Source organism: Zavarzinia aquatilis (assembly GCF_003173035.1).
In the GTDB taxonomy this organism is placed as follows: domain Bacteria; phylum Pseudomonadota; class Alphaproteobacteria; order Zavarziniales; family Zavarziniaceae; genus Zavarzinia; species Zavarzinia aquatilis.
Map to the genome: position 1 here is coordinate 126,126 of NZ_QGLE01000012.1, position 23,848 is coordinate 149,973.

Here is a 23,848-nt window from a genome sequence, read left to right on the forward strand (position 1 = left end):
CACAGATCGGGGGCATAGCGATGCACAACCGCCTCGCCGAGCTGCGCCGCCGGGCCGGGCTGACGCAGGATCAACTGGCGACACTGGCCGATACCGGCCGCTCGCAGATCGTCAAGCTGGAGCGGGGCGAGCGGCGCCTGACCGTCGACTGGATGCTGCGCCTCGCGAAACCCCTCGGCTGCGATCCCAAGGATCTTTTGCCGGAGGAGGAGCCGGCGACCCCGGTCGCGCCGTCCGCCCTGTGGGCGACCGGGCCGGGCGGTCAGCCGGCGCGCGATCTGCCGGTCTGCGGCGCGGCGCGGGGCGGCGCCAATGCGCTCTTCGTCGATCAGGGTCAGGCGCTCGAACATGTCTATCGCCCGGCCCAGCTTGCCGGAGTCGCCAATGCCTTCGCCGTCTATGCCGTCGGCGATTCGATGGAGCCGAAGTTCCAGGCCGGCGATCTCCTGTTCGTGAACCCCAACCTGCCGCCGGTGCGCGGCTGTTTCGTCGTCGTCGAGCTGGGCGACCACGAAGCCTATGTGAAACAGTTCCTGCGCCAGTCGGACGACGAACTCTGGCTGAAGGAATTCAGCCCCCTGCCCCGCGAATTCGCCATCGACTGCGCCCGGATCAAGGCGATCTACCGCATCGTCGGTTCGTGGGAAGGGCGGTAGAGCCGTTTTCCACGGATCGAAGCATGTTCCTCGTCGCCCCGGCGAAGGCCGGGGCCTTTTGACGAATGAAGCGCTCTTGCCGGCGCAAGATGCCGGCCTTCGCCGGCATGACGATAGGGGTTACAATACACCCGTCATGCGGAACACTACGACAGGTCAGTCGCCGACCGTCATCGCCAGGGTCCGGCTGATCGCCGTCAGGTCGCGGCCGGACTCCTCGGACCAGCGGTTGAAGGCGGCCTGAACGGCGGCGAAATCCTTCTTGCCGCCGGGGGCCTTGGCGATCACGCCTTCGCGGATCAGGGCCGTGACCACATCCGGCGTCGGGATGAAGGCGGGCTTGCCGATGTCGCGCAGGAAACGCATGGCGCTGTCGCCGCCGAGGTGCGCGCCGCGTTTCTTCAGCAGGTCGAGAAGACCGATGTAATCGCCATCGGGCCAATCGGCGAAGGCGCGGGCGGCGCTGCCGCTTTCCGCCGCGAGGTCGCGCAGCAGCTGGGCATTGACCTGCACCGCCCTGATCTTGGCGCCATTGCGCACGATGCCCGCATCCTTCAGCAGGGCATCGAATTTATCGTCCGACATCAGGGCACAGCGCCCGGGATCGAAACCGTCGAAGGCCGCCTCGAAAGCCGGCCATTTGCCGTCGATCACCTTGATCGAGAAGCCGGCGGCGAAGATGCGCCGCGTCATCGCCGCGAGGATGCGGTCGTCGGCCAGGGCCGCGATCTCGGCCGGCGGGCGGGACGGCGTCGTCGCCAGCAGGGCCTCCAGCGCCGCCATGCCGCCCTTGCGAGCGGCGGCGAGGGCATGGATATCAGCGAAGCTTCTCATGCCCGTTCTCTTTCGCGCCGGTCAGACCGCGCGCTTGAAGTGATAGCTGGCGATATGCAGGCCCTTGGCGAAATAGAAGCCATGGGCAGCGAAGCGCTGGACCCCGGAATCGAGGTCGAGTTCGGTGCAGCCTTTCGCCCGCGCCTCCGCCACCATCCAGTCCAGCAGCACGGTGCCATCGCCGAGACCGCGCCGCGCCTCGGTCGTCACCAGATCGTCGACATAGAGTTTCAGCCCGGCGTAGATCGTCTCGTAGATACGAAAGCCGGCGACGGCGACCGGCGTGCCGTCCTCGCCCGCGCGCCAGATCTGGCGAAAGCCGTCGGCCCGCATCCGCTTTACCCGGGCGAGCAGATCGTCCGGCCCCGCCAGGTGGGGCCGAAGCTGGGAAATCACCGGAAACAGGGCGCGGACCTCGTCGTCCGTCACCGCTTCAAAAACCGTCACGCTGGTGCTCATGGGCGGGCTTTCTGTCCGAACAGGATCTTCTTGGCTTCTTCGTTGTCGGTAATGGGCTTGCGCAGCTCCTTGCCGACGGCAAAACCCTTCTGCACCGCGGGGCGGGCCTCGATCGTCTCGAACCAGCGTTTCAGGTTGGGGAAATCGTTCAGGTCCTGCCCCTGGTTCTTGTAGGGCACCACCCAGGGCCAGGCCGCCATGTCGGCGATGGAATAATCCCCGGCGAGGAAGGGCCGGTCGGCGAGGCGCTTGTTCATGACGCCATAGAGCCGGTTGACCTCGTTGGTATAGCGGTTGATGCCATATTCGATCTTCTCGGGCGCATATTGCCGGAAATGATGGGCCTGACCGGCCATGGGACCGAGGCCGCCCATCTGCCAGAACAGCCATTGCTCGGTCTCGGTCCGGCCGCGCTCGTCCTGCGGATAGAATTGGCCGGTCTTGCGCCCGAGATATTGCAGGATCGCCCCCGATTCGAAGACCGAGATCGGCGCGCCGCCATCGGCCGGCGCGGTATCGACAATGGCGGGCATCCGGTTGTTGGGCGAAATCGCGAGGAAGGCGGGCTCGAACTGCTCGCCCTTGCCGATGTTCACGGTCTTCACCTCATAGGGCAGACCGCATTCCTCCAGCATGATGCTGATCTTCCAGCCGTTCGGCGTCGGCCAGTAATAAAGCTCGATCATCCTCGCCTCCCTGTTTGGGCGGCAAACGATAGCCGGGATCGCGCGGTCGCGCGACTGCGCCCGGCGCAGGGCAGACCGGACCAGGGGGCCTTCCCGCCCCCTCCCCATTCACGGCTTGACCTGTTTTCACGCCGGGGGCACCTTTCCCCGGCTGGCGGGGGCGCCTCAATCGAGTTCTGGGGGAATTTTCCTGAATGATCGGATTTGTTTGGCGTGGCGGCCGGCCCTACGGCCCGGCCCTGCTGACGGCCCTGCTCGGTGTGGCGGCCCCGGCCAGCGCCCAGGTCGTCGAGCCGACGGACACCAGCCGGATTTCCGGCTGGGGCTCTTCGACCATGGAATATCTGGCGCCCTATCTGTCGAACACCGCGGCCGGTTTCGGCGCCGGCTATTACGACGGCGGTGACGCGGCGGCGCGCGCCGCCTCGATCCTGGCGCGGCAGGGCTCCGCCCCCGCGCTGGTCAGCTTTCCCGGGGGCAGCGCCCCGGCGAGTGGCAGCGTCAGCGTCAGCGTCGGCAATGTTCCGAGCAGCGCCGCGATCGAGAGCTTCACCGGGACCTTCCAGGGCAGCTCGCTTGGCGGCAGCCTGTCGTCATCCGCGACCGCCTGGACCTTCACGCGGGACGGCACGGGCAGCGCGACCACCGTCGCCCCCGGCACGGCCTTCCTGCCGACCGAAGGCATGGCCAACCGCTACAGCATTCAGTTGCTCAACATTGGCAAGAACGATCTGACCGCCGGCGCCAGCGCGCAATCCGTGGTCGACGCCGTGGCCACCGCCTATGACTGGATTCCCACCTCCGACAAGAAAGCCCTGGTACTCGGCTTTTTCGTCGATTCCGGCACGGCGGGCGGCGCCGCGGTGCGGACCCGGATCGACGATGCCAACAGCGCGCTGCGCGCGACCTATGGCGCCGACTTCGTCGATATCGGCGCCTATGTCACCAGCGCCCAGGTCTGGACCGACACCGGCCTGACGCCGACGGCGACCGATCTGGCCCAGCAGGCGCTGGGCAATCTGCCGCCTTCCCTCGCCGCCGACAGCCAGCATCTGAACGGCATCGCCAATGCGGCGGTCGTCAACAAACTGATCCTGCCGCGGCTCGAGGCCTATTACGGGCGGGCAGCCACCGATCTGTTCGCCCCGGCGGACATCAATGGCATTCTTTTCGACGCCGTAGCCGGCGAAATCTCGGCCGAACGCTCGGCCCGCCATCTTGGCTGGTCCGTCACCACGACCCAGCGTCGGGGCACTTCAGTCTTCGCCGAGGCGGGTGGCCGTCATCCCGGCGATGCCACCGCGGGCGAAGACGATTATGCCTTCCGGCTCGGCCTCGAGCATGTGCGCGATGCCAACTGGTCGTTCCGCCTCTCGGCCGGCCGACTGGATCGCTTCGACAGCTCGACGCCCGACGTTGGCGATTTCTCCGGCTGGAGCGTGATGCTCTCCGGCGACTGGCGCAGCGGCGGTTACCGCCTGGGCTCCACCCTCGGCTATCTCTGGGGCGACGCCGAGGGACGGCGGGCGATTCCGGCCAGCACGCTTGCCCCCGCCTACAGCGCGCCATCCTCGGCACTCTTCGGCGAGATCGAGGCGGGTTATGCGCTGTCCGCCGGCGCCTTCACCATCATCCCGTCAGCCCTGCTGCGTTACCAGGCCGACCACGTCGACAGCTATCGCGAGAACGGCCGCACGGGGCTCGAACTCGCCTATGGCGGCAAGGACAGCGACGCCCTGACCGGCGGCCTGACCCTGACGACCACCTGGGACACCGGCATGTGGCTGAAGCCGTGGCTCAATCTCGCCTATGAGCACCGTTTCGACACTGGCGGCGACAATGTGACCGGCGACTTCATCTTCCTGAGCAGGGCGCCGGTGACCGGCGCGGCGGCACAGGGCCAGGACGACCGCGTGACGGTGGAGCCAGGCGTCAGCATCAGCCCCGACAGCGCCAGCCGTATCGACCTTTCGGCGACGCATCAGTTCGACCCGTCTTTGACCGGCGCCCGATTGCGCTACACCCTGGATTTCTGATCGCCGTCAGAACAACGCCCGCGCGGCCGCCGCGGCACCGATCCCGATCGCGATCACCGGGATCATCGGCAGCCGCGCGGCCGCGACGATCACCACGAGCCCCGCCAGTGCATCGGCCGGCCCGCGCGTGAGCAGCAGGGGGGCGAGGATCGCCGACAGGATGGCGACCGGCATCGCGTCGAAGGCGCGGGAAAGCCGGCCCGTGCCGATCAGCCGCGCCGGCAGGACGAGACCGGCCAGCCGGCAGGCCATGGTGGCGATGGCCATGGCGAGGATCGCCAGCAGTGCTTCGGCCGAGATACTCATGCGCCGCCCTCCTCGCGGCCCGGGGCGAAGGCTGCGACCAGCATCCCGGCCCCCGCCCCGACCATGATCGACCAGGCGCCCGGCAGCAGCAGATCGGTCAAGACCGAGGCCCCAACGCTGGCCCCGACCACGGCGAAGAAGCGCGGCCGACGGCGAAAGCCGGCGACCAGCACGACGAAGATGGCGATGAAGGCGAAGTCGAGGCCGAGCGCCGCCGGATCCCGGATCAGGCTGCCGGCGACAGCCCCCGCGAGGGTCGCCGCCACCCAGGACAGATAGAACAGCACGACCATCCCGGCATAGAAGGCCGGGGTCAGCCGCCGCGTCGCCGCCCGTGCCTCGGCGAAGGCCCAGACCTCGTCGACCATGAACAGCAGGGCGACGGGCTTCGCCCAGGGCGGAAACGCCCCGAGATGACGGACGAGCGAGGCACTCATCAAGGCATGGCGCAGATTGACGACGAGCGCGGTCAGCCCCAGCAGCCACCAGGACGGCGGCACGCCCCAGCCGTCGAGCGCGACGAATTGCGAGGCCCCGGCGAAGACGAGGGCCGACATCAGCCCCATTTCCGCCACCGACAGTCCCCTGTCTCCTGACAGCGCCCCCAGCAGCACGGCAAAGGGTACGGCGGCGACAATGGCCGGCAGGGTGGCGAAGACGCCGTCCCGGAATTCGGTGAAGGGGGTATCGGTCACGGCCATGGGCGTATCGGTGCTTCAGGGACGCCGACTATCCCGCGTGGCCGCCGCGCGGTGTTGGATGAAAGTGACGGCGGCCTCAGGCCCGCGCCCGGCCGAATTGCCCGGGGGTGACGCCGATACGGGCCTTGAAGGCGCGGTTGAGGTGGCTCTGGTCGCAAAAGCCGCAGGCGAGCGCGGCTTCGGCCGGGGCCGTGCCCCGGGCCAGCAGGCGGCGGGCTTCGCGGACACGGCGGTCGATCAGGTGGGCGTGCGGTGTCAGGCCGGTCTGCCGGCGCATGGCGCGGATCAGGCGGACGCGCGGCAGGCCCGCGACCCCGGCAAGCGTGGCGAGGTCGATGGCATCGGCGAAATGCGCGTCGATATGGTCGAGGGCACGGGCGATGGCCTGCGCCTCCCCGCCCGGCGCCCGCGCCAGCGCGGCCGCGACCGGCGTGCCGCCATCGCCGTGGCGGGCGATGATCGCGCCCATCACCGAGAGCATGGCCTGATCGACGGCGAGACGGTCGGCCCCGGCCGCCCCCGCCTCATGCAGGGCGGCGAGGCGGGCCGCCAGTTCGGGGTCATGGACCAGCGGCCGCGCAAAGCGGGGCGCGGACATCGCCCGCTCCGCGACCTCGCTCGCCATGGCCTGCAACAGGCCGGGCGAGGGATAGGTCATGCGGTAGACATAGCCCTGCGGACCGGGCGCGCCATCATGCACGAGGCCAGGCTCGATCATGAACAGATCGCCCGGCGCGGCCGCGCCGGCCTCGCGTCCGACCTTGAACAACTCGCGCCCGGCCACCACGGCGCCGATCACATAGTCGTCGTGGGTATGGGGGGCATAGGCATGGGTATGGAAACGGGCCACCAGACACTCCACCGCCTCGGCGGCCGGCAGCTGGAAGAAGCGCGCCGTCTCGCCCCCGGCCAGCGGCTGATCGAAACGGTGCCCGATCCCCTCGCTCACGCCCCGTCCTTCCGCTTGCGCCGCAGCTCGGCCCAATAGTCGATGCGGCGGCGGATTTCCTGCTCGAAGCCCTTGCCTTTCGGGTTGTAGAACGCCTGTCGTTCCATCGCCTCCGGAAAATAATCCTGGCCGGAGAATTCGTCGGGCGCGTCATGGTCGTAGGCGTAACCCGCCGAGTAGCCGAGCTCCTTCATCAGCTTCGTCGGCGCGTTCAGGATGTGCTTGGGCGGCATCAGGCTGCCGGTCTCGCGCGCTGCGCGGCTGGCGGCGCCGTAAGCCTTGTAGGCGGCGTTCGACTTGGGCGCGGTGGCGAGATAGATGACCGCATTGGCGATGGCGAGTTCGCCTTCCGGACTGCCGAGGAAGTCATAGGCTTCCTTGGCCGCATTGGCAACGACGAGGGCCTGCGGATCGGCGATGCCGATATCCTCGACCGCGAAGCGCACCAGCCGCCGCGCGATATAGAGCGGCCCTTCGCCCCCCGCCAGCATCCGCGCGTACCAATAGAGCGCGGCATCGACATCCGAGCCCCGCATCGACTTGTGCAGGGCGGAGATCAGGTTGTAATGCCCCTCCTGCGCCTTGTCGTAGAGGGGCGCGCGGCGCTGCACGACCTCGGTCAGGCCCTCGATGTCGAGGGGGGCCGGGGCCTCCATCGTCAGCAGTTCCTCGGCGAGGTTGAGCAGATAGCGGCCATCGCCATCCGCCATCTCGATCAGCGCCGCCCGCGCCTCCGCCTGCAGCGGCAGGGCCTTGCCCGTCAGCGCCTCGGCCCGCGCCAGCAATTGCTCGAGCGCCGGCGCCTCCAGCCGGTTGAGGACAAGGACCTGCGCGCGGGAGAGCAGCGCGGCGTTCAGCTCGAACGACGGATTTTCCGTGGTCGCGCCGACGAGGACCACCGTGCCGTCCTCGACGAAGGGCAGGAAGCCGTCCTGCTGCGCCCGGTTGAAGCGATGGATCTCGTCGACGAAGAGCAGGGTGCGACGGCCCATGCGGCGGCGCTGGCGCGCGGCCTCGAACACTTTCTTGAGGTCGGCGACGCCCGAGAAGATCGCCGAAATCTGCTCGAAATCATAGCCGGCCGCCGCCGCCAGCAGGCGCGCAATGGTGGTCTTGCCCGTGCCCGGCGGCCCCCAGAGAATGAGGGACGACAGGCGATGGGCCTTGATCATGCGGCCGAGCGGACTGTCGGCGGCAACGATGTGGTCCTGTCCGACCACGTCTTCGAGGCGCTGCGGCCGCAACCGGTCCGCCAGCGGGCGGGCGGCGTCGTCCGCCGGGGCCGCCGCCGGGGCTTCCGGCGACCGGGGCTTCGGCCCCAGCCCCGCGGCCTCGAACAGGTCGCTCATCGCGGCAGGACGGTCGAGATTTCCCGGCCGCCACGCTCGATGGTGATGCGCCAGGCGCGGGAGCGCGCGGCGATCACGTCGACGAGGTCCTTGGTGCTCTTGATGTCGACATCGTTCAGCTTGACGATCCGGTCCCCGACCTGAAGGCCGACCCGGTCGGCCGGCGTGCCCCCGGCGACTTCAAGAATGACCACGCCTTCCGCCGCCGTGTTGCGGCCGATTTCCTCCGCCACCGCGGGCGAAAGATTGACCACCGTCGCCCCCGAGAAGGGATTGCGGCCGTCGATCACGCGCTGGTCGCGCGCCGGCTTCTCGGGCGGTGCTTCGAGCGGCAATGTCACCTCGACCGCCTGGGCCTTGCGCCAAAGGCCGAGCTTGATCGAGCCGCCAACGTCATGGGTGGCGAGCCGGAAGGTCAGGGCGTCCTCGTCCGTCACCGGATGACCATCGACCGAGAGGATGACGTCGCCGACCTTGAGGCCGCCCCGCTCCGCCGGACCGCCGGCGGACAGACCATTGACGAGAACCCCGCGCGGCCGGTCGAGGCCGAGGCCCGTGGCGAGGTCCGAAGTCACCGGCTGGCCGGTCGCGCCCAGCCAGGGCCGGACGATACGGCCGCCGCTGCGCGCCGCCTGGATGACGCTGCGCACCATCGACGACGGAATGGCGAAGCCGATACCGAGCGAGCCGCCATCGCGCGAATAGATCGACGAATTCACACCGACCAGCTGGCCCCTCAGGTCGATGAGGGCGCCGCCCGAGTTGCCCGGATTGATTGCCGCGTCGGTCTGGATGAAGAAGCGATAGTCGGAGACCCCGACCTGGGTCCGCGCCACGGCGGAAACGATGCCCTGGGTCACGGTCTGGCCGACGCCGAAGGGATTGCCGATGGCGAGCACGATGTCACCGACCTCGACCGCATCCGAATCGGCGAGCGACAGCGTCGGCAGGGTCTCGCCCGCCGGGTCGATCTTCAGGATGGCGAGATCGGTCCGCGGATCGGCGATCTGCATCTTGGCCTCGTATTCCCGGCCATCGGACAGCGCGACGGTGATCTGGTCCGCGCCTTCGATCACATGGTTGTTGGTGACGATGGTGCCGTCACCGCCGACGATGACGCCAGAGCCGAGCGACCGCTCCACCCGCTCGCGCGGGATGCCGCGCGCCTGATCGCCGAAGAAGCGGCGGAACATGGGATCGTCCAGCATGGGGTTACGCACGGCGACCGTCTTGCTGGTGTAGATGTTCACCACCGACGGCACCGCCTTCTTCACCACCGGCGAGAAGCTGAGCTGCACCTGCTCGGCAGAGGACGGCACCACCTTGGTCTCTTCCGCCCGGGCGGGAAGGGCGAACGCCAGCAGGGCGAAGGCTAGGGGGGGAAGCGAATTCAGCAGTCTCTTGTTCAAGATCTTGTCCCCTGAACGAAAAAGGGCAGCCCTCGGGCTGCCCTTTGTCTTAGCACCGCAACTGCCCGAAGGCAGCCACAGGAATTACGCCTCGGCGTCTTCCGCGACCTGCACCGGGCCCGAATCGAGACCCTTGGCCGTCACGTCGCGATCGACGAGTTCGATCACGGCCATGGCGGCCGCATCGCCCCGGCGGAAGCCGGCCTTCAGCACGCGGGTATAGCCACCGGCGCGGTTGGCGTAGCGCGGGCCGACGACGTCGAACAGCTTGCCGACGACGGCATCGTCATAAAGCTGCGACAGCGCCTGGCGACGGGCGTGCAGGCCGCCCTTCTTGCCGAGGGTGATCAGCTTTTCGACATAGGGGCGCAGCGCGCGGGCGCGCGGCAGCGTGGTGGTGATCTGTTCGTGCTTCAGCAGCGACGCGGCCATGTTGGCGAACACAGCGCGGCGGTGCGAGGCATCCATGCCGAGCTTCACTCGGGCGACGCGATGGCGCATGGGACTCTCCCGTTCCTAATCCAGCGAGGGGGCGGTCGCCCGGCCTCAGAAATTGTTCTCTTCGAGGCGCTTGGCAAGCTCCTCGATGTTCTCAGGCGGCCAGTCCGGCACTTCCATGCCGAGGTGCAGGCCCATCTGCGCCAGAACTTCCTTGATCTCGTTCAGCGACTTGCGGCCGAAGTTCGGGGTGCGGAGCATTTCCGCCTCGGACTTCTGGATCAGGTCGCCGATGTAGACGATGTTGTCGTTCTTCAGGCAATTCGCCGAACGGACGGAAAGTTCCAGTTCGTCGACCTTGCGCAGCAGATTGCGGTTGAACTTCGGCTCCAGCGGGGCAGCCTCGCGCACTTCCTGGCGCGGCTCCTCGAAGGAGATGAAGCGCTGCAGCTGATCCTGCAGGATGCGGGCGGCGATGGCGACCGCACGGTCGGGCTCGATCGCGCCATTGGTCTCGACCTGCATGATCAGCTTGTCGAGTTCGAGGTTCTGGCCTTCGCGGGTGTTTTCGACGCGGTAAGCGACCTTGCGCACCGGGCTATAGAGCGAATCGACAGGGATGAGGCCGATCGGCGCATCCTCGGGACGGTTGCGGTCGGCCGGGACGTAACCCTTGCCGTTCTGCACCGTGAATTCCATGTGGATCTTGGCGCCGTCGTCGAGCGTGCACAGCACGAGATCGGGGTTCAGCACCTCGATGTCGGACGGCACCGTGATCTGGCCGGCGGTCACCTCGCCCGGACCCTGAGCCTTCAGGGTCATGCGGCGGGCGCCTTCGACATGCATCCGCAGGGCGATCTGCTTGATGTTCAGGATGATGTCGGTCACATCCTCGCGGACACCCGGAATCGACGAGAACTCGTGCAGCACGCCGTCGATCTTCACGGCCGTCACCGCCGCCCCCTGGAGCGACGACAGCAGCACGCGGCGCAGCGCATTGCCCAGGGTCAGACCGAAGCCGCGTTCCAGCGGCTGCGCGACGACCGTGGCGAAGCGGCGGGCGTCATCGCCCGGCGTCACTTCGATCTCGGCCTTCTTGAGATTCTTCCAGTTATCCTGAATCACGACTAGACCTCATCCTCATTTCCCGAAAGCGCAGGCCCAATTCAACCGGATCATCTGCGCGCGGGACATATTGGGACTCACGTCCGAGCCCGGACCCCAGGGCCCGGGAAAGCACGGCCGGCCGAAGCCGGCCACACGACATCAGACGCGACGACGCTTGGGCGGACGGCAGCCGTTGTGCGGGATCGGGGTCACGTCGCGGATCGACGTGATCTGGAAACCGACGGCCTGAAGGGCACGCAGCGCCGACTCGCGGCCCGAACCCGGACCGGTCACTTCGACTTCGAGAATGCGCACGCCGTGCTCCTGCGCCTTGCGGCCCGCGTCTTCGGCGGCGACCTGAGCGGCATAGGGGGTCGACTTGCGGCTGCCCTTGAAGCCCATCGTGCCGGCCGAGGACCAGGAAATCGCATTGCCCTGGGCGTCGGTGATGGTGATCATCGTGTTGTTGAAGCTGGCGCTCACATGCGCCACGCCCGAGGTGATGTTCTTGCGCTCGCGGCGCTTCACCCGTGCCTTTTCAACGGCCATTTTCTACTACCTTCCAAAGAACGCGGCGTCGCGTCCACTGATCCCGATAAAGGGGCCGGGCGCGGACGCGCGCCCTCGCCCGAATTACTTCTTCTTGCCGGCGATCGGCTTCGCCGGGCCCTTGCGGGTCCGCGCGTTGGTGTGGGTGCGCTGGCCGCGCACCGGCAGGCCGCGACGATGACGCAGGCCGCGATAGCAACCAAGGTCCATCAGCCGCTTGATGTTCATCGCGACTTCGCGACGAAGATCGCCCTCAACCAGGTAGTCGCGGTCGATGACTTCGCGGATCTGCGAGACTTCAGCTTCCGAGAGCTGATTGACGCGCTTGCCGTCCACGATGCCGACCTTGGCGACGATTTCCTTGGCCTTGAACAGACCGATGCCATGGATGTAGGTCAACGCGATCTCGACCCGCTTGTTGGTCGGAATGTTGACACCTGCGATACGAGCCACCGCTAACCTCTTCGTGACGTTCTATTCGTCGAAACTAAAGCCATGCCCTTCGCAGCACGGGAGAAGCGGGCTGCGCAAGCAATATGCGCGCCGCAGAGCTGGCCCTGCCGACGAGAAGGGCGGATTATATGAGTCGGCAGGCCCATGTCAATCATTCAAGCCGCGCCGAAACCGAGATCGGTTTCGATTTGGCGAGTCACTTCGTCGATCGGCGCCATGCCGTCGACGGTGCCGAGCACGCCCCGCGCCTGGTAGTAAGGCAGCAGCGGTGCGGTCTGGGCATGGAAGGCGCCAAGGCGGCTGCGCACCGTCTCGGCATTGTCGTCCGCGCGGCGCTTGAATTCCGTGCCGCCGCAGATGTCGCAGACACCGGCGACCTTCGGCTGCTGGAACTTGTCGTGATAGCCGGCGTTGCACTTGGCGCAGGTATAGCGGCCCGACACACGCTCGACCAGGATGTCGTCGTCGACCTTCATGTCGATGACGCGGTCGAGCTTCAGGCCCCGTTGGGCCAGCATGGAGTCGAGTGCCTCGGCCTGGGCGACCGTGCGCGGGAAACCGTCGAGGATGAAGCCGTTCTTGCAATCGTCCTGCGCGATCCGGTCCGCGATGATGCCGACGACGATGTCGTCCGAGACGAGTTGCCCCGCTTCCATCACCGCCTTGGCCCGCTTGCCGACTTCCGTGCCGGCGGCGACCGCCGCCCGTAGCATGTCACCCGTCGACAGCTGGATCAGGCCATGCGCGCGTTCGAGACGCTGCGCCTGAGTACCCTTGCCGGCACCCGGCGGCCCCAAAAGAATGAGATTCATTTCCCCCTGCCCTTCAATTTCGACTTGCGGATCAGGCCCTCATACTGGTGCGCAAGAAGGTGGCTCTGGATCTGGGCGACCGTATCCATGGTCACGCTCACCACGATCAGGAGCGAAGTGCCGCCGAAATAGAACGGCACCGAATATTGGGTGATGAGAATCTCCGGCAGGATACAGACCGCCGAGAGATAGGCGGCCCCCACCACCGTCAGCCGCGTCAGGATATGGTCCAGGTATTCGGACGTGCGCGCGCCCGGCTTGATCCCTGGGATGAAACCGCCGTTCTTCCGCAGATTCTCGGCCGTTTCCGTCGGGTTGAAGACGATGGCGGTGTAGAAGAAGCAGAAGAAGACAATCCCCGCTATATAAAGCGCCATATAGAGCGGTTGGCCATGCGCCAAAAGTCGGGTGACCGTCTGCAGCCACTCGGGGCCGCCGGTGCCGGCGAAATTGGCGATGGTGACGGGCAGCAGCAGCAGCGACGAAGCGAAGATGGGCGGAATGACGCCGGCCGTGTTCAGCTTCAGCGGCATATGCGACGACTCGCCGCCAAAGACCTTGTTGCCGATCTGACGCTTCGGATACTGCACCAGCACCCGGCGCTGCGCCCGCTCGAAGAACACGATGAAGGCGACGACGACGACGACCAGCAGCAGGATGGCGATGATCACGAAAGCCGAGATCGCGCCCGTGCGGCCAAGTTCGAGGGTCTTGATCAGCGCATTGGGCAGCGCGGCGACGATACCGGCGAAAATGATCAGCGAAATGCCGTTGCCGACACCGCGCGAGGTGATCTGCTCGCCCAGCCACATCAGGAACACGGTGCCGCCGGTCAGGGTGATCATGGCCTGCACCCGGAAGGCCAGGCCCGGGTCGATCACGGCGCCGCGGCCGCCGGCGTTCATGCTCTCGAGACCGACCGAAATGCCATAGGCCTGGATCAGGGCGAGGAAGACCGTGCCGTAGCGCGTGTACTGGTTCAGCCGCTTGCGACCCGACTCGCCCTCTTTCTTCAGGGCTTCCATGGTCGGGGAGATCGTCGTCAGCAGCTGGACGATGATCGAAGCGGTGATATAGGGCATGATGTTCAGCGCGAAGATGGTCATGCGCCCGAGCGCGCCACCCGCGAAAACGTCGAACATGCCGAGGATGCCGCCCTGGTTCTGCTGGAACACAGCGGCGAGCGCGGCGGGGTCGACCCCCGGAATCGGAATATAGGTGCCGAGGCGATAGACGATCAGGGCGCCCAGCGTGAACCAGATCCGGCGCTTGAGTTCCGTTGCCTTGGAAAAGGAGCTCCAGGACAGGTTCGCTGCGAGCTGTTCGGCGGCGGATGCCATCGCAGTTCTCCTAAGGGGATCGGGGGGTCGGCTGCTCTACCCCGCCCCACGCACAGGGGGATATACGCACAGCGGGACAAATGCCCGGGAACGAAAATCCGCGCGCCAAAGACCCGCGCCATTCGAGGCGCGGGCCCTTCGGCGCGCGGACAGAACTCGTCAGGCGCGGGCCGCTTCGCGGGCTTCGCGCTTCGCGATCTGGGTCTTGCGACGCTCGGCCTTCTTGCCTTCCTTACGCGCGACGACGCGCTTCGGAATGATCGCGACCTTGCCACCGGCGGCCTCGACCGCGGCGACCGCGGCTTCGGACGCGGCGTCGACCTCGAGGGTCAGCGCGACCTTGATCTCGCCGTCGGCGAGCAGGCGCACCGGGAAGCCGCGACGCAGGCCAAGCACGCCGGTCTCGGCGAGAGTGGCAGCATTGACCGTGGCGCCCGCGGCGATCCGGCCGGCGTCGACCGCCGCCTGAATCTTGCCGAGATTCACCGGCAGGTAAGCCGTGCGGAACAGGTTCTTGAACCCGCCCTTCGGCAGCCGGCGATGGATCGGCATCTGGCCGCCTTCGAAGCCCTTGATGGCCACGCCGGAGCGCGCCTTCTGGCCCTTGACGCCCTTGCCGGAAGTCTTGCCCTTGCCCGAGCCGATACCGCGACCGACGCGGATGCGCGCCGGGCGGGAGCCGGGATTGTCGGCGATTTCAGTCAGTTTCATTTCGACATCCTCACGCTACGCGCGGTTTCGAGCCGGCTTATTCAGCCGACTCGACCTTCACGAGGTGTTTGACCTTCTCGATCATGCCACGGGTCGAGGGGGTATCCTCGACCACGCTGACACGGTGCAGCTTGTTCAGGCCGAGACCGACGAGAGTCGCTTCCTGAACCTTCGGGCGCCGCGCCGGGCTGCGCACCTGGGTGAGCTTCACTTTCGCGCTCATGCTCGATTACTCCGCCTGAGCGTCGGCCGCGTCGGCATCGGCCTTGCGGCCCTGACCGACGAGGTCGCCAACGCGCTTGCCGCGCTTCGCCGCCACCGAACGGGGCGACAGGCTGTTCTGCAGGGCATTGAACGTGGCGCGCACCATGTTGTGCGGGTTCGACGAACCCAGCGACTTGGTGACGACGTCATGAACGCCCAGGGTCTCGAAGACCGCGCGCATCGGGCCGCCGGCGATGATGCCGGTACCCGGAGGGGCGGCACGCAGCACCACGCGACCGGCGCCGTGACGGCCCTCGATGTCGTGATGCAGGGTGCGGCCTTCGCGCAGGTGGACGCGGATCAGCTTGCGCTTCGCCGCTTCCGTCGCCTTGCGGATGGCTTCCGGCACTTCACGCGCCTTGCCATGGCCGAAGCCGACGCGACCCTTGCGGTCGCCGACGACCACGAGAGCAGCGAAACCGAAACGCCGACCGCCCTTCACCACCTTGGCGACGCGGTTGATGTGCACCAGCTTGTCGACCAGTTCGTCCTGCTGGCGCTCGCCGTCATGTTGACGTGCCATTTCTTACGTCCTTTCCAGCAGGCTCAGAACTCGAGGCCGCCCTCGCGGGCACCCTCGGCCAGCGCCTTGACGCGACCATGATAGAGATAGCCGCCACGGTCGAAGACCACGGTCTCGACCCCGGCTTCCTTGGCGCGCTTGGCGACCAGCAGGCCGACGGCCTTGGCCGCGTCCACGTCCGCGCCGGTCTTGAGCGAGCCCTTCAGCTCCTTGTCGACCGTCGAGGCGGAAGCGACCGTGCGGCCGCTCACGTCGTCGATGACCTGGGCGTAGATGTGCTGCGACGAACGGAAGACGCTGAGGCGCGGCCGACCATTCGCGAGTTTGCGCAGGCGGGTACGAGTCCGCTGCTGGCGCCGTTCGAAGGTGTCCTTGATCGCCATGGCTGTTACTTCTTCTTGCCTTCCTTGCGGAAGATCGTCTCGGTCGAATACTTGATACCCTTGCCCTTGTAGGGCTCCGGCCGGCGCCAGTCGCGGATTTCAGCCGCGAACTGACCGACCTTCTGGGCGTCGATGCCGGTGACGGCGATCAGGGTCGGCTTCTCGCACTTGACTTCGAGGCCTTCCGGGATCGGCATCACGACATCGTGTGAGTAGCCGAGGTTGAGCTGCAGGTTCTTGCCCTGGACGGCGGCGCGGTAACCCACGCCGGTGATTTCCAGATCGGTGCGGAAGCCCTGGGTCACGCCCTTGATCATGTTGTTGACCAGGGTACGCGACATGCCCCAGCGCTCACGGGCACGCTTCTCGGCGGAGCGCGGGGTCAGCGCGACCGCGCCGTCCTCGAGCTTCACTTCGATATCGTCGACGACGGTCAGGGACAGCTGCCCCTTCGCGCCCTTGACGGCGACGGTCTGGCCGTCGACGGTCACCGTGACACCGGCGGGAACCGGAACCGGCTTCTTGCCAATACGCGACATGTTCTTTTCCTCCTTGCCGGGGTCAGAACACGCGGCACAGCACTTCACCGCCAACATTGGCGGCGCGTGCGGCGGCGTCGGACATCACGCCACGCGGCGTCGACAGGATCTGGATGCCGAGCCCGTTGCGGAACGTCGGCAGATCCTTGATCGACGAATAAACGCGGCGACCGGGACGGGACACGCGGTCAATCGACTGAATGACCGGCAGACCCTCGTGATACTTCAACTCGATTTCGATTTCGGGCGCGCCAGTCGCGGACACGGCGTCATGATAACCGCGGATATAACCCTCGGTGACCAGGACATCGAGAACGCGCGCACGCAGCTTCGACGCGGGGGAACGAACAGTCGCCTTGGCGGCGGACTGGCCATTACGGATGCGCGTCAGCATATCGCCGAGCGGATCGCTCAGTGCCATCGCGGTTCTCCTTACCAGCTCGACTTGACCATGCCGGGGATCTGGCCGGCAGAGGCCAGATCACGCAGCGCGATACGGGACAGTTTCAGCTTGCGATAGTTGCCCCGGGCGCGGCCCGAGACTTCGCAGCGCAGACGGATGCGGTTCTTCGCACCGTTACGCGGCATTTCCGCAAGCTTCAGGGTGGCGGCGAACCGGTCTTCGTCGGAGATCTTCTGATCCATGACGATGGCCTTCAGCCGGGCGCGCTTGGCGGCGTGCTGGGCAGCCAGCTTGGCGCGGCGCTTGTTCTTTTCGACGGCACTCGTCTTAGCCATGTGCCTATCCTCAGTTATAGAACGGCAGCTCGAAGGCGGCGAGAAGCGCCTTGGCTTCCTCGTCCTTCGTTGCCGTCGTGCAGATGACGATGTCCATACCGCGAACGGTGTCGACCTTGTCGTAGTTGATTTCCGGGAAAATGATCTGCTCCTTCAGACCCATGGCGTAATTGCCACGGCCATCGAAGCTCTTCCCGTTCAGACCACGGAAGTCGCGAACGCGCGGCAGCGCGATCGTCACCAGGCGATCGAGGAATTCATACATGCGGTCCGCGCGCAGGGTGACCTTCACGCCGACCGGGGCACCCTCGCGCAGCTTGAAGCCCGCGATCGCCTTGGTCGACTTGGTGATCACCGGCTTCTGGCCCGTGATCGCGGTCATGTTCTCGACCGCGCCCTGGATCTTCTTGCCATCGGTCGCGGCTTCGCCGACGCCCATGTTGATGACGATCTTTTCCAGGCGGGGAACCTGCATCACGTTCGCGTAGCCGAACTGCTCAAGCAGCTTGGCCCGGATGGATTCCTTGTACTGCCGCTTCAGGCGCGGCTCGATGCGGGTATCAGACATCGATCACATCTCCCGAACGCTTGGCCACGCGGACCTTGCGGCCATCTTCGAGCACCTTGAACCCGATGCGCGTGGCCTTGCCGTCGCGCGGGTCCTCGATGCCGAGGTTGGACACATGGATCGCCGCTTCCTTCTCGACGATCCCGCCCTGATTGGTCTGGGTCGCCTTGGTGTGGCGCTTCACGAGATTGACGCCGCCAACGACAGCGCGCGCTTCCGTCGGCAGGACGCGGAGCACTTCACCGTGCTTGCCCTTGTCCTTGCCGCTCAGCACGACGACCTTGTCGCCCTTGCGGATGCGGATCTTCTGATGATCGGGGTGTGCGGACATCACAGCACCTCCGGCGCGAGGCTGATGATCTTCATGTGGTTGCGGGCGCGCAGCTCACGCACGACCGGCCCGAAGATACGGGTGCCGATCGGCTCGTTCTGCTTGTTGATCAGAACGGCTGCATTGTGGTCGAAACGGATGGCCGTGCCGTCGGCGCGACGCACTTCCTTGGCCGTGCGCACGACGACGGCGCGATGAACGTCGCCCTTCTTCACGCGGCCACGGGGAATCGCTTCCTTCACGGAAACGACGATGATGTCACCGACGCTGGCATAACGACGTCCCGCGCCGCCCAGCACCTTGATGCACATCACCCGACGCGCGCCCGAATTGTCGGCCACGTCCAGGTTCGTCTGCATCTGGATCATGTCTCGCTACTCCTAAAGGTCCCGGTTCAGGCCTGGGCCTGAGTGAGGGGCTTACCGTCTGCACCCACCGCGCCGATGACCTCCCAGGTCTTCAGCTTGGAATAGGGACGGCTCTCCTGAATGTTCACGACATCGCCAATCTTGTACTGATTGGTTTCGTCGTGAGCGTGGTACTTCTTGGACCGGCGTACCACCTTCTTCAGCACCGGGTGCAGCACGCGGCGTTCGACCTTGACGACAACAGTCTTGTCGGTCTTGTCGCTCACCACGACGCCCTGCAACACTCGCTTCGGCATCTAGTCTCTCCCAAAGACGCGTCCCTCGGCCCATCAGGCCGAGGCGGCCGCCTTTTCCTTCAACACGGTCAGGATCTGCGCGATCTCCGTCTTCACAGCACCCTGACGCGCAGTATTCTCGAGCTGGCCCGTCGCCTTCTGAAAGCGCAGGTTGAACTGCTCCTTCTTCAGGACCGAAAGTCGGTCCTTCAGTTCGTCGGCCGTCTTGAGGCGCAAATCTTTAGCCTTGACGCTCGCCATGATCAAGCTCCCTCACCGAGCCGGGCGACGAATTTCGTCGCAATCGGCAATTTCGCGGCGCCGCGGGCGAAGGCTTCCTTCGCCAGCTCGGCCGGAACGCCGTCCATTTCGAACATGATGCGGCCGGGCTTCACCCGGACCACCCACAATTCCGGGGCGCCCTTACCCTTACCCATGCGGACTTCGGTCGGCTTCTTCGACACCGGCACGTCCGGGAAAATCCGGATCCACACGCGGCCCTGACGCTTGATGTGGCGGGTGATCGCGCGGCGGGCCGCCTCGATCTGACGCGCCGTCACGCGTTCCGGCTCCAGCGCCTTCAGGCCGAAGGCGCCGAAGGTCAACGAGGTGCCGCCCTTGGCATTGCCATGGATCCGGCCCTTGAAGGCCTTGCGGAACTTTGTACGCTTCGGTTGCAGCATGGCGAATTACTCCGCGTCGCTATCGGCCGGCGCGGCAGGACCGCGGCCACGATCGCCACGGCGGTCACGCCGTTCGCGATGTTCACGCGGCTCACGCTCGGGGCGGGCCTGATTGGCTTGTTCGGCCAGGCGCTTGTCCTGGGCCATCGGGTCGTGGGCCAGAATCTCGCCCTTGAACACCCACACCTTCACGCCGCAGGTGCCCATGGCGGTATGGGCAGTGCCGCGGCCGAAGTCGATGTCCGCGCGAAGCGTGTGCAGGGGCACGCGACCTTCACGGTACCATTCGATACGGGCGATTTCCGCGCCGCCGAGACGGCCGCCGCAGTTGATGCGGATGCCGCCGGCGCCGAGGCGCATGGCCGACTGCACGCTGCGCTTCATGGCGCGGCGGAAGGCGACACGGCGTTCCAGCTGCTGGGCGATATTCTCGGCGATCAGCTTCGCGTCGATTTCCGGCTTGCGGATCTCGACGATATTCAGGCTGACTTCCGACTTCGTCATCTTGGCGAGTTCGGAACGCAGCTTCTCGATGTCCGCGCCCTTCTTGCCGATGACGACGCCCGGACGCGCGGTGTGGATCGTGACGCGGCACTTCTTGGCCGGACGTTCGATCACCACGCGGGCGATGCCGGCCGAAGCCAGCTTCTTTTCCAGGAACTTGCGGATCTTCAGGTCTTCATGAAGAAGACCGGCGAAATCCTTCTTGCTCGCGAACCAGCGCGAATCCCAGGTGCGGTTGATGCCCAGGCGCAGGCCGACCGGATTGACCTTCTGACCCATGGCTTACTCCTCAACCGCCTCGGCGCGCTCACGCACGACGACCGTGATATTCGAGAATTCCTTGACGATGCCGGCGGCGCGGCCGCGGGCACGGGCATGGAACCGACGCATCGCCAGCGAACGGCCGACCGTGGCCTGAGCGACCACGAGGCTGTCGACGTCGAGCTGATGGTTGTTCTCGGCGTTGGCGATCGCGCTCTCGAGGACTTTCTTCACATCGCGGGCGATGTGCTTCTTCGAGAAGGCGAGTTCGGCCAGCGCGGTCGAGACGGCCTTGCCGCGGATCTGCTCCGCGACAAGGTTCAGCTTGCGGGTCGAGGACCGCAGATTGTTGCCAATCGCGAGCGCCTCGTTCTCCGCGACGCGGCGGGGATTCTTGGGCTTCGACATGGCCTTACTTCCTCTTCGCCTTCTTGTCGGCGGCGTGGCCATAGTAGGTCCGCGTCGGCGCGAATTCGCCGAGCTTGTGACCGACCATGTCCTCGTTCACCAACACGGGGATGAACTTGTGGCCATTGTGCACGCCGAACGTCAGCCCCAGGAACTGGGGCAGAATGGTCGAACGGCGCGACCAGGTCTTGATAACTTCCTTGCGGCCCGAGGCGCGAGTGGTTTCTGCCTTCTTCAGCAGATAGCCATCGACGAACGGACCTTTCCAAACTGAACGAGTCACGGCGGTCTCCGTTACTTCTTGGCGTGACGCGAGCGCAGGATGAAGGCATCGGACCGCTTGTTATTGCGAGTCTTGTTGCCCTTCGTGCCCTTGCCCCACGGCGTCACGGGATGACGGCCACCGGAAGTCCGGCCTTCGCCACCACCATGCGGGTGATCGATCGGGTTCATGGCCACACCGCGGACCGACGGGCGGATGCCCAGCCAACGGTTGCGGCCAGCCTTACCGACCTTGGTGTTCTGGTTGTCGGGGTTCGACACGGCGCCGACCGAGGCGATGCACTCGCCACGGACCAGACGCTGCTCGCCCGACGACAGGCGCAGAATGACATAGGCGCCGTCGCGGCCCACGATCTGGGCGAAGGTGCCGGCCGAACGGGCGATGGCGCCGCCCTTGCCGATCTTCAGCTCCACATTGTGGACGATGGTGCCGATCGGCAGGTTCTTCAGCGGCGCGGCGTTGCCCGGCTTCACGTCGACCTTTTCGCCCGCGACGACGGTATCGCCCACAGCAAGGCGCTGAGGCGCCAGGATGTAGGAGAGTTCGCCATCCTCGTAGCGGATGAGGGCGATGAAGGCGGTGCGGTTCGGATCATATTCGATCCGCTCCACGGTCGCCGGCACGTCGAACTTGCGACGCTTGAAGTCGACCAGACGGTAGGCCTTCTTGTGGCCGCCGCCGACGCGCCGCATGGTGATGCGGCCGTGGTTGTTACGCCCGGCGTTCTTGGTCAGGCCTTCGGTCAGGGTCTTGACCGGCTTGCCCTTGTAGAGGTCCGAACGGTCGATCAGCACCGTGCCGCGAAGCGACGGGGTGATCGGACGGAAAGTCTTCAACGCCATGGTCTTAGATCCCGGTCGTCACGTCGATCGACTGGCCTTCGGCCAGGGTCACGACGGCTTTCTTGACATCCGACCGCTTGCCGAGGCGACCGCGAAAACGCTTGGTCTTGCCCTCGGTGCGGATCGTGTTGACGGCGGTCACCTTCACCTGGAACAGCTTCTCGACGGCGGCGCGGATTTCCGGCTTGGTCGCGGTCAGCGGAACCTTGAAGACAACCTGGTTGAATTCCGAGACGGCGGTCGACTTTTCCGTGATCACCGGCGACAGAATGAGGTCGTAATGCTTCAGCTCGCTCATTTCAGGCGGGCCTCCAGGCTTTCGACGGCGGCCTTGGTCAGCACCAGCTTCTCACGACGCAGGATGTCGTAGACATTGGCACCGACGGTCGGCAGGACGTCGACATGCGGAATGTTGCGGGCAGCGCGGGCGAAGCCCTCGTTCAGCTCGGTATCGACGACGAGGACCGAGTTCCAGCCCAGGGTGTCGAACTTCGCCTTCAGCGCGGCGGTCTTGCCCGCTTCGAAAGCGGCATTCTCGAGCACCACGAGCTGGCCGGCCTTGGCCTTGGCCGAGAGCGCGTTGCGCAGCGCGAGCTTGCGCACCTTCTTCGGCAGGTCGAAGGCATGGGAACGGACGACCGGGCCCATGGTCTTCGCGCCGCCGCGGAAGTTGCCGACCTTCTTCGAGCCGTGACGGGCATGGCCCGTGCCCTTCTGGCGGTACATCTTCTTGGTGGTCGCGGTGATCTCGCTGACCGTCTTGATGCGATGCGTGCCCGCCTGGCGCTTGGCGAGCTGCCACAGCACCATGCGGTGCAGGATGTCAGCGCGCGGCTCCAGACCGAACACATCATCGGCGAGGTCGATCGACCCGGCGACGGTGGCGTCGAGCGTGGTGATATCGGCCTTCATCTATCAGCCCTCCTGAGACGCGGCCGCGGCCGGCGCCTTGACCTTGCCCGGCAGGGGCAGGCCGTCCTGCTTCACCTTCACGGCGTCGCGGACGAGCACATAGGAGCCCTTGGCACCCGGGACGGCACCCTTGACCAGAATGAGGCCACGGGGTTCGTCGACCTTGGCGACTTCGAGGTTCTGGACGGTGACCCGCTCCGAACCCAGATGACCCGCCATCTTCTTGCCCTTGAACACCTTGCCGGGGTCCTGGCGCTGGCCGGTCGAGCCGTGGGAACGGTGGGAGACCGAAACGCCGTGGGTGGCGCGCAGGCCGCCGAAGTTCCAGCGCTTCATGACGCCCTGGAAGCCCTTGCCCTTGGTCTCGCCGGTCACGTCGATCTTCTGGCCGACATTGAAATGCTCGACCGAAAGCTCGTCGCCGACGTTCAGCAGGGCGTCTTCCGACACGCGGAATTCGACCAGCTTCATCTTCGGCTCGACACCCGCCTTGGCGTAGTGGCCACGCATGGGCTTCGAGACGTTCTTGACCTTGGCCTTGCCGGAACCGAGCTGAACGGCGGTGTAGCCGTCGGTCTCGACCGTGCGGGTGGCGACGACCTGCAGATTGTCGATCTGCAGCACCGTCACCGGCACATGGGCGCCGTCGGCCGCGAACAGCCGAGTCATCCCGATTTTCTTGGCGATCACACCGGAACGCATGGCATCACCCTCAGAGCTTGATCTCGACGTCGACGCCAGCGGCGAGGTCGAGCTTCATCAGCGCGTCCACGGTCTGCGGGGTCGGGTCGACGATGTCGAGGAGACGCTTGTGAGTCCGAATCTCGAACTGCTCGCGGCTCTTCTTGTCGATGTGCGGCGAACGCAGCACCGTGAACTTTTCGATCTTGGTCGGCAGCGGGATCGGTCCCCGAACCCGCGCGCCGGTCCGCTTCGCCGTATTGACGATCTCGCTGGTCGACTGGTCGAGCACGCGATGATCGAACGCCTTCAGGCGGATGCGGATATTCTGGCTGTCCATCTTCAGAATCCTCGATGCACGCGGCGTCTTACTTCTCGATCGAGGCGACGACGCCGGCACCGACGGTGCGGCCGCCTTCGCGGATCGCGAAACGCAGACCATCGTCCATGGCGATCGGAGCGATCAGCTCGACCGACATCGCGACGTTGT

38 protein-coding genes are annotated in these 23,848 nt (G+C 66.1%); 2 read left to right on the top strand and 36 right to left on the bottom strand.

Features of this window, described 5'->3' with window-relative positions:
* The first annotated feature begins 20 nt into the window (after positions 1-20).
* Positions 21-656, top strand: coding sequence for an XRE family transcriptional regulator (locus DKG74_RS17920; protein ID WP_109907550.1), 636 nt, complete (start codon positions 21-23; stop codon positions 654-656).
* 156 nt (positions 657-812) lie between these two features.
* Here DKG74_RS17920 and DKG74_RS17925 read toward each other — a convergent pair whose 3' ends face one another.
* Genes DKG74_RS17925 through DKG74_RS17935 form a run of 3 tightly spaced genes read right to left on the bottom strand, consistent with a single transcriptional unit; the run spans position 813 to position 2,635 of the window.
* Entirely contained in the window at positions 813-1,490 is a 678-nt protein-coding gene (locus DKG74_RS17925; protein WP_109907551.1) for a DNA-3-methyladenine glycosylase I, read from the bottom strand.
* 21 nt (positions 1,491-1,511) lie between these two features.
* Positions 1,512-1,949: a GNAT family N-acetyltransferase gene (locus DKG74_RS17930; protein WP_109907552.1), complete on the bottom strand. Its 438-nt coding sequence runs from the start codon at positions 1,947-1,949 to the stop codon at positions 1,512-1,514.
* Positions 1,946-2,635: a glutathione S-transferase N-terminal domain-containing protein gene (locus DKG74_RS17935; protein WP_109907553.1), complete on the bottom strand. Its 690-nt coding sequence runs from the start codon at positions 2,633-2,635 to the stop codon at positions 1,946-1,948. The genes DKG74_RS17930 and DKG74_RS17935 overlap by 4 nt, the downstream gene beginning before the upstream one ends.
* A gap of 194 nt (positions 2,636-2,829) precedes the next feature.
* Between DKG74_RS17935 and DKG74_RS17940 the strand changes: the two genes are divergently transcribed.
* On the top strand, positions 2,830-4,671 hold the full coding sequence (locus tag DKG74_RS17940; RefSeq protein ID WP_109907554.1) for an autotransporter outer membrane beta-barrel domain-containing protein: 1,842 nt from the start codon (positions 2,830-2,832) through the stop codon (positions 4,669-4,671).
* A 6-nt stretch (positions 4,672-4,677) separates the two neighbouring features.
* Here DKG74_RS17940 and DKG74_RS17945 read toward each other — a convergent pair whose 3' ends face one another.
* The 33 genes from DKG74_RS17945 to DKG74_RS22445 all read right to left on the bottom strand — a co-directional run.
* On the bottom strand, positions 4,678-4,977 hold the full coding sequence (locus DKG74_RS17945; protein WP_109907555.1) for an AzlD domain-containing protein: 300 nt from the start codon (positions 4,975-4,977) through the stop codon (positions 4,678-4,680).
* Positions 4,974-5,678 carry an AzlC family ABC transporter permease gene (locus tag DKG74_RS17950; protein ID WP_109907556.1) on the bottom strand — a complete coding sequence of 235 codons (705 nt, stop codon included), beginning with the start codon at positions 5,676-5,678 and terminating at the stop codon, positions 4,974-4,976. Before DKG74_RS17950 ends, DKG74_RS17945 begins: the two co-directional genes overlap by 4 nt.
* A gap of 76 nt (positions 5,679-5,754) precedes the next feature.
* Positions 5,755-6,627: an AraC family transcriptional regulator gene (locus tag DKG74_RS17955; RefSeq protein ID WP_165837745.1), complete on the bottom strand. Its 873-nt coding sequence runs from the start codon at positions 6,625-6,627 to the stop codon at positions 5,755-5,757.
* Positions 6,624-7,976 (bottom strand): replication-associated recombination protein A, encoded by a 1,353-nt coding sequence (locus DKG74_RS17960; protein ID WP_109907558.1) that lies wholly within the window; start codon positions 7,974-7,976, stop codon positions 6,624-6,626. Before DKG74_RS17960 ends, DKG74_RS17955 begins: the two co-directional genes overlap by 4 nt.
* The gene (locus DKG74_RS17965) at positions 7,973-9,385 is read right to left on the bottom strand and encodes a DegQ family serine endoprotease (protein ID WP_243404160.1); all 1,413 of its coding nucleotides are present in this window, start codon (positions 9,383-9,385) and stop codon (positions 7,973-7,975) included. The genes DKG74_RS17960 and DKG74_RS17965 overlap by 4 nt, the downstream gene beginning before the upstream one ends.
* Before the next feature lie 84 nt (positions 9,386-9,469).
* Complete coding sequence (rplQ, locus tag DKG74_RS17970) at positions 9,470-9,886, bottom strand: 50S ribosomal protein L17 (RefSeq protein ID WP_109907559.1); 417 nt, start codon at positions 9,884-9,886, stop codon at positions 9,470-9,472.
* A 45-nt stretch (positions 9,887-9,931) separates the two neighbouring features.
* Positions 9,932-10,948 carry a DNA-directed RNA polymerase subunit alpha gene (locus DKG74_RS17975; protein WP_109907560.1) on the bottom strand — a complete coding sequence of 339 codons (1,017 nt, stop codon included), beginning with the start codon at positions 10,946-10,948 and terminating at the stop codon, positions 9,932-9,934.
* 141 nt (positions 10,949-11,089) lie between these two features.
* Positions 11,090-11,479: a 30S ribosomal protein S11 gene (rpsK, locus tag DKG74_RS17980; RefSeq protein ID WP_109907561.1), complete on the bottom strand. Its 390-nt coding sequence runs from the start codon at positions 11,477-11,479 to the stop codon at positions 11,090-11,092.
* An 84-nt stretch (positions 11,480-11,563) separates the two neighbouring features.
* Positions 11,564-11,932 carry a 30S ribosomal protein S13 gene (gene rpsM, locus DKG74_RS17985; RefSeq protein WP_109907562.1) on the bottom strand — a complete coding sequence of 123 codons (369 nt, stop codon included), beginning with the start codon at positions 11,930-11,932 and terminating at the stop codon, positions 11,564-11,566.
* Positions 11,933-12,087: 155 nt separating this feature from the next.
* Complete coding sequence (locus DKG74_RS17990) at positions 12,088-12,744, bottom strand: adenylate kinase (RefSeq protein WP_109907563.1); 657 nt, start codon at positions 12,742-12,744, stop codon at positions 12,088-12,090.
* Positions 12,741-14,084 (bottom strand): preprotein translocase subunit SecY, encoded by a 1,344-nt coding sequence (secY, locus tag DKG74_RS17995; protein WP_109907564.1) that lies wholly within the window; start codon positions 14,082-14,084, stop codon positions 12,741-12,743. The genes DKG74_RS17990 and secY overlap by 4 nt, the downstream gene beginning before the upstream one ends.
* Before the next feature lie 159 nt (positions 14,085-14,243).
* Positions 14,244-14,795: a 50S ribosomal protein L15 gene (rplO, locus tag DKG74_RS18000; protein ID WP_109907565.1), complete on the bottom strand. Its 552-nt coding sequence runs from the start codon at positions 14,793-14,795 to the stop codon at positions 14,244-14,246.
* Positions 14,796-14,832: 37 nt separating this feature from the next.
* Entirely contained in the window at positions 14,833-15,018 is a 186-nt protein-coding gene (rpmD, locus tag DKG74_RS18005) for a 50S ribosomal protein L30 (RefSeq protein ID WP_109907566.1), read from the bottom strand.
* A 6-nt stretch (positions 15,019-15,024) separates the two neighbouring features.
* Complete coding sequence (rpsE, locus tag DKG74_RS18010) at positions 15,025-15,582, bottom strand: 30S ribosomal protein S5 (RefSeq protein ID WP_109907567.1); 558 nt, start codon at positions 15,580-15,582, stop codon at positions 15,025-15,027.
* A gap of 23 nt (positions 15,583-15,605) precedes the next feature.
* Entirely contained in the window at positions 15,606-15,965 is a 360-nt protein-coding gene (gene rplR, locus DKG74_RS18015) for a 50S ribosomal protein L18 (protein ID WP_109907568.1), read from the bottom strand.
* A gap of 5 nt (positions 15,966-15,970) precedes the next feature.
* Complete coding sequence (gene rplF, locus DKG74_RS18020) at positions 15,971-16,504, bottom strand: 50S ribosomal protein L6 (RefSeq protein WP_109907569.1); 534 nt, start codon at positions 16,502-16,504, stop codon at positions 15,971-15,973.
* A gap of 22 nt (positions 16,505-16,526) precedes the next feature.
* The gene (rpsH, locus tag DKG74_RS18025; RefSeq protein WP_109907570.1) at positions 16,527-16,925 is read right to left on the bottom strand and encodes a 30S ribosomal protein S8; all 399 of its coding nucleotides are present in this window, start codon (positions 16,923-16,925) and stop codon (positions 16,527-16,529) included.
* A gap of 11 nt (positions 16,926-16,936) precedes the next feature.
* Positions 16,937-17,242, bottom strand: coding sequence for a 30S ribosomal protein S14 (gene rpsN, locus DKG74_RS18030; RefSeq protein ID WP_109907571.1), 306 nt, complete (start codon positions 17,240-17,242; stop codon positions 16,937-16,939).
* Between the two features lie 10 nt (positions 17,243-17,252).
* Positions 17,253-17,810: a 50S ribosomal protein L5 gene (gene rplE, locus DKG74_RS18035; protein WP_109907572.1), complete on the bottom strand. Its 558-nt coding sequence runs from the start codon at positions 17,808-17,810 to the stop codon at positions 17,253-17,255.
* Positions 17,803-18,141 (bottom strand): 50S ribosomal protein L24, encoded by a 339-nt coding sequence (rplX, locus tag DKG74_RS18040; RefSeq protein ID WP_109907573.1) that lies wholly within the window; start codon positions 18,139-18,141, stop codon positions 17,803-17,805. Before rplX ends, rplE begins: the two co-directional genes overlap by 8 nt.
* Positions 18,141-18,509 (bottom strand): 50S ribosomal protein L14, encoded by a 369-nt coding sequence (gene rplN, locus DKG74_RS18045; RefSeq protein ID WP_109907574.1) that lies wholly within the window; start codon positions 18,507-18,509, stop codon positions 18,141-18,143. Before rplN ends, rplX begins: the two co-directional genes overlap by 1 nt.
* Positions 18,510-18,535: 26 nt before the next feature.
* Positions 18,536-18,805, bottom strand: a complete 270-nt coding sequence (rpsQ, locus tag DKG74_RS18050) for a 30S ribosomal protein S17 (RefSeq protein ID WP_109907575.1) — start codon at positions 18,803-18,805, stop codon at positions 18,536-18,538.
* A 33-nt stretch (positions 18,806-18,838) separates the two neighbouring features.
* Positions 18,839-19,045, bottom strand: coding sequence for a 50S ribosomal protein L29 (gene rpmC, locus DKG74_RS18055; protein ID WP_109907576.1), 207 nt, complete (start codon positions 19,043-19,045; stop codon positions 18,839-18,841).
* A 2-nt stretch (positions 19,046-19,047) separates the two neighbouring features.
* Complete coding sequence (gene rplP, locus DKG74_RS18060) at positions 19,048-19,467, bottom strand: 50S ribosomal protein L16 (RefSeq protein ID WP_109907577.1); 420 nt, start codon at positions 19,465-19,467, stop codon at positions 19,048-19,050.
* 6 nt (positions 19,468-19,473) lie between these two features.
* Positions 19,474-20,250: a 30S ribosomal protein S3 gene (gene rpsC, locus DKG74_RS18065; RefSeq protein ID WP_109907578.1), complete on the bottom strand. Its 777-nt coding sequence runs from the start codon at positions 20,248-20,250 to the stop codon at positions 19,474-19,476.
* Positions 20,251-20,253: 3 nt separating this feature from the next.
* Entirely contained in the window at positions 20,254-20,640 is a 387-nt protein-coding gene (gene rplV, locus DKG74_RS18070; RefSeq protein WP_109907579.1) for a 50S ribosomal protein L22, read from the bottom strand.
* Positions 20,641-20,644: 4 nt separating this feature from the next.
* Positions 20,645-20,923 (bottom strand): 30S ribosomal protein S19, encoded by a 279-nt coding sequence (gene rpsS / locus DKG74_RS18075; RefSeq protein WP_109907580.1) that lies wholly within the window; start codon positions 20,921-20,923, stop codon positions 20,645-20,647.
* 11 nt (positions 20,924-20,934) lie between these two features.
* Positions 20,935-21,765 carry a 50S ribosomal protein L2 gene (rplB, locus tag DKG74_RS18080; RefSeq protein ID WP_109907581.1) on the bottom strand — a complete coding sequence of 277 codons (831 nt, stop codon included), beginning with the start codon at positions 21,763-21,765 and terminating at the stop codon, positions 20,935-20,937.
* Positions 21,766-21,769: 4 nt separating this feature from the next.
* Positions 21,770-22,063: a 50S ribosomal protein L23 gene (locus DKG74_RS18085; protein WP_109907582.1), complete on the bottom strand. Its 294-nt coding sequence runs from the start codon at positions 22,061-22,063 to the stop codon at positions 21,770-21,772.
* Positions 22,060-22,677: a 50S ribosomal protein L4 gene (rplD, locus tag DKG74_RS18090; RefSeq protein ID WP_109907583.1), complete on the bottom strand. Its 618-nt coding sequence runs from the start codon at positions 22,675-22,677 to the stop codon at positions 22,060-22,062. The genes DKG74_RS18085 and rplD overlap by 4 nt, the downstream gene beginning before the upstream one ends.
* 3 nt (positions 22,678-22,680) lie before the next feature.
* A complete protein-coding gene (rplC, locus tag DKG74_RS18095; RefSeq protein WP_109907584.1) occupies positions 22,681-23,379 on the bottom strand; it encodes a 50S ribosomal protein L3 in 699 nt (232 codons plus the stop codon).
* Positions 23,380-23,389: 10 nt separating this feature from the next.
* Entirely contained in the window at positions 23,390-23,698 is a 309-nt protein-coding gene (rpsJ, locus tag DKG74_RS18100; RefSeq protein WP_109907585.1) for a 30S ribosomal protein S10, read from the bottom strand.
* A gap of 28 nt (positions 23,699-23,726) precedes the next feature.
* On the bottom strand, positions 23,727-23,848 hold a 122-nt coding region (locus DKG74_RS22445; RefSeq protein ID WP_133251593.1), incomplete at its 5' end, for an EF-Tu C-terminal domain-related protein.

What these genes read in the sequence shown, in the direction of transcription:
- DKG74_RS17920 (WP_109907550.1), top strand. Translation starts at nt 21, where the DNA reads ATGCACAACCGCCTCGCCGAGCTGCGCCGCCGGGCCGGGCTGACGCAG.
- DKG74_RS17935 (WP_109907553.1), bottom strand. Translation starts at nt 2,635, where the DNA reads ATGATCGAGCTTTATTACTGGCCGACGCCGAACGGCTGGAAGATCAGC.
- rplO (WP_109907565.1), bottom strand. Translation starts at nt 14,795, where the DNA reads ATGAAACTGACTGAAATCGCCGACAATCCCGGCTCCCGCCCGGCGCGC.
- rplV (WP_109907579.1), bottom strand. Translation starts at nt 20,640, where the DNA reads ATGTCGAAGCCCAAGAATCCCCGCCGCGTCGCGGAGAACGAGGCGCTC.
- rplE (WP_109907572.1), bottom strand. Translation starts at nt 17,810, where the DNA reads ATGTCTGATACCCGCATCGAGCCGCGCCTGAAGCGGCAGTACAAGGAA.
- rpsK (WP_109907561.1), bottom strand. Translation starts at nt 11,479, where the DNA reads ATGGCCGTTGAAAAGGCACGGGTGAAGCGCCGCGAGCGCAAGAACATC.
- DKG74_RS17930 (WP_109907552.1), bottom strand. Translation starts at nt 1,949, where the DNA reads ATGAGCACCAGCGTGACGGTTTTTGAAGCGGTGACGGACGACGAGGTC.
- secY (WP_109907564.1), bottom strand. Translation starts at nt 14,084, where the DNA reads ATGGCATCCGCCGCCGAACAGCTCGCAGCGAACCTGTCCTGGAGCTCC.
- rplP (WP_109907577.1), bottom strand. Translation starts at nt 19,467, where the DNA reads ATGCTGCAACCGAAGCGTACAAAGTTCCGCAAGGCCTTCAAGGGCCGG.
- rplN (WP_109907574.1), bottom strand. Translation starts at nt 18,509, where the DNA reads ATGATCCAGATGCAGACGAACCTGGACGTGGCCGACAATTCGGGCGCG.
- rplR (WP_109907568.1), bottom strand. Translation starts at nt 15,965, where the DNA reads ATGGCGATCAAGGACACCTTCGAACGGCGCCAGCAGCGGACTCGTACC.
- DKG74_RS17940 (WP_109907554.1), top strand. Translation starts at nt 2,830, where the DNA reads ATGATCGGATTTGTTTGGCGTGGCGGCCGGCCCTACGGCCCGGCCCTG.
- DKG74_RS18085 (WP_109907582.1), bottom strand. Translation starts at nt 22,063, where the DNA reads ATGAGCGAGCTGAAGCATTACGACCTCATTCTGTCGCCGGTGATCACG.
- rplC (WP_109907584.1), bottom strand. Translation starts at nt 23,379, where the DNA reads ATGCGTTCCGGTGTGATCGCCAAGAAAATCGGGATGACTCGGCTGTTC.
- rplQ (WP_109907559.1), bottom strand. Translation starts at nt 9,886, where the DNA reads ATGCGCCATCGCGTCGCCCGAGTGAAGCTCGGCATGGATGCCTCGCAC.
- rpsN (WP_109907571.1), bottom strand. Translation starts at nt 17,242, where the DNA reads ATGGCTAAGACGAGTGCCGTCGAAAAGAACAAGCGCCGCGCCAAGCTG.
- rplD (WP_109907583.1), bottom strand. Translation starts at nt 22,677, where the DNA reads ATGAAGGCCGATATCACCACGCTCGACGCCACCGTCGCCGGGTCGATC.
- rpsJ (WP_109907585.1), bottom strand. Translation starts at nt 23,698, where the DNA reads ATGGACAGCCAGAATATCCGCATCCGCCTGAAGGCGTTCGATCATCGC.
- DKG74_RS17960 (WP_109907558.1), bottom strand. Translation starts at nt 7,976, where the DNA reads ATGAGCGACCTGTTCGAGGCCGCGGGGCTGGGGCCGAAGCCCCGGTCG.
- DKG74_RS17925 (WP_109907551.1), bottom strand. Translation starts at nt 1,490, where the DNA reads ATGAGAAGCTTCGCTGATATCCATGCCCTCGCCGCCGCTCGCAAGGGC.
- DKG74_RS17945 (WP_109907555.1), bottom strand. Translation starts at nt 4,977, where the DNA reads ATGAGTATCTCGGCCGAAGCACTGCTGGCGATCCTCGCCATGGCCATC.
- rpsQ (WP_109907575.1), bottom strand. Translation starts at nt 18,805, where the DNA reads ATGCCGAAGCGAGTGTTGCAGGGCGTCGTGGTGAGCGACAAGACCGAC.
- DKG74_RS17950 (WP_109907556.1), bottom strand. Translation starts at nt 5,678, where the DNA reads ATGGCCGTGACCGATACCCCCTTCACCGAATTCCGGGACGGCGTCTTC.
- rplB (WP_109907581.1), bottom strand. Translation starts at nt 21,765, where the DNA reads ATGGCGTTGAAGACTTTCCGTCCGATCACCCCGTCGCTTCGCGGCACG.
- rpmD (WP_109907566.1), bottom strand. Translation starts at nt 15,018, where the DNA reads ATGAGCGCGAAAGTGAAGCTCACCCAGGTGCGCAGCCCGGCGCGGCGC.
- rpsE (WP_109907567.1), bottom strand. Translation starts at nt 15,582, where the DNA reads ATGGCACGTCAACATGACGGCGAGCGCCAGCAGGACGAACTGGTCGAC.
- DKG74_RS17990 (WP_109907563.1), bottom strand. Translation starts at nt 12,744, where the DNA reads ATGAATCTCATTCTTTTGGGGCCGCCGGGTGCCGGCAAGGGTACTCAG.
- rplF (WP_109907569.1), bottom strand. Translation starts at nt 16,504, where the DNA reads ATGTCGCGTATTGGCAAGAAGCCGGTTCCGGTTCCCGCCGGTGTCACG.
- rplX (WP_109907573.1), bottom strand. Translation starts at nt 18,141, where the DNA reads ATGTCCGCACACCCCGATCATCAGAAGATCCGCATCCGCAAGGGCGAC.
- rpsC (WP_109907578.1), bottom strand. Translation starts at nt 20,250, where the DNA reads ATGGGTCAGAAGGTCAATCCGGTCGGCCTGCGCCTGGGCATCAACCGC.
- rpmC (WP_109907576.1), bottom strand. Translation starts at nt 19,045, where the DNA reads ATGGCGAGCGTCAAGGCTAAAGATTTGCGCCTCAAGACGGCCGACGAA.
- rpsH (WP_109907570.1), bottom strand. Translation starts at nt 16,925, where the DNA reads ATGGCACTGAGCGATCCGCTCGGCGATATGCTGACGCGCATCCGTAAT.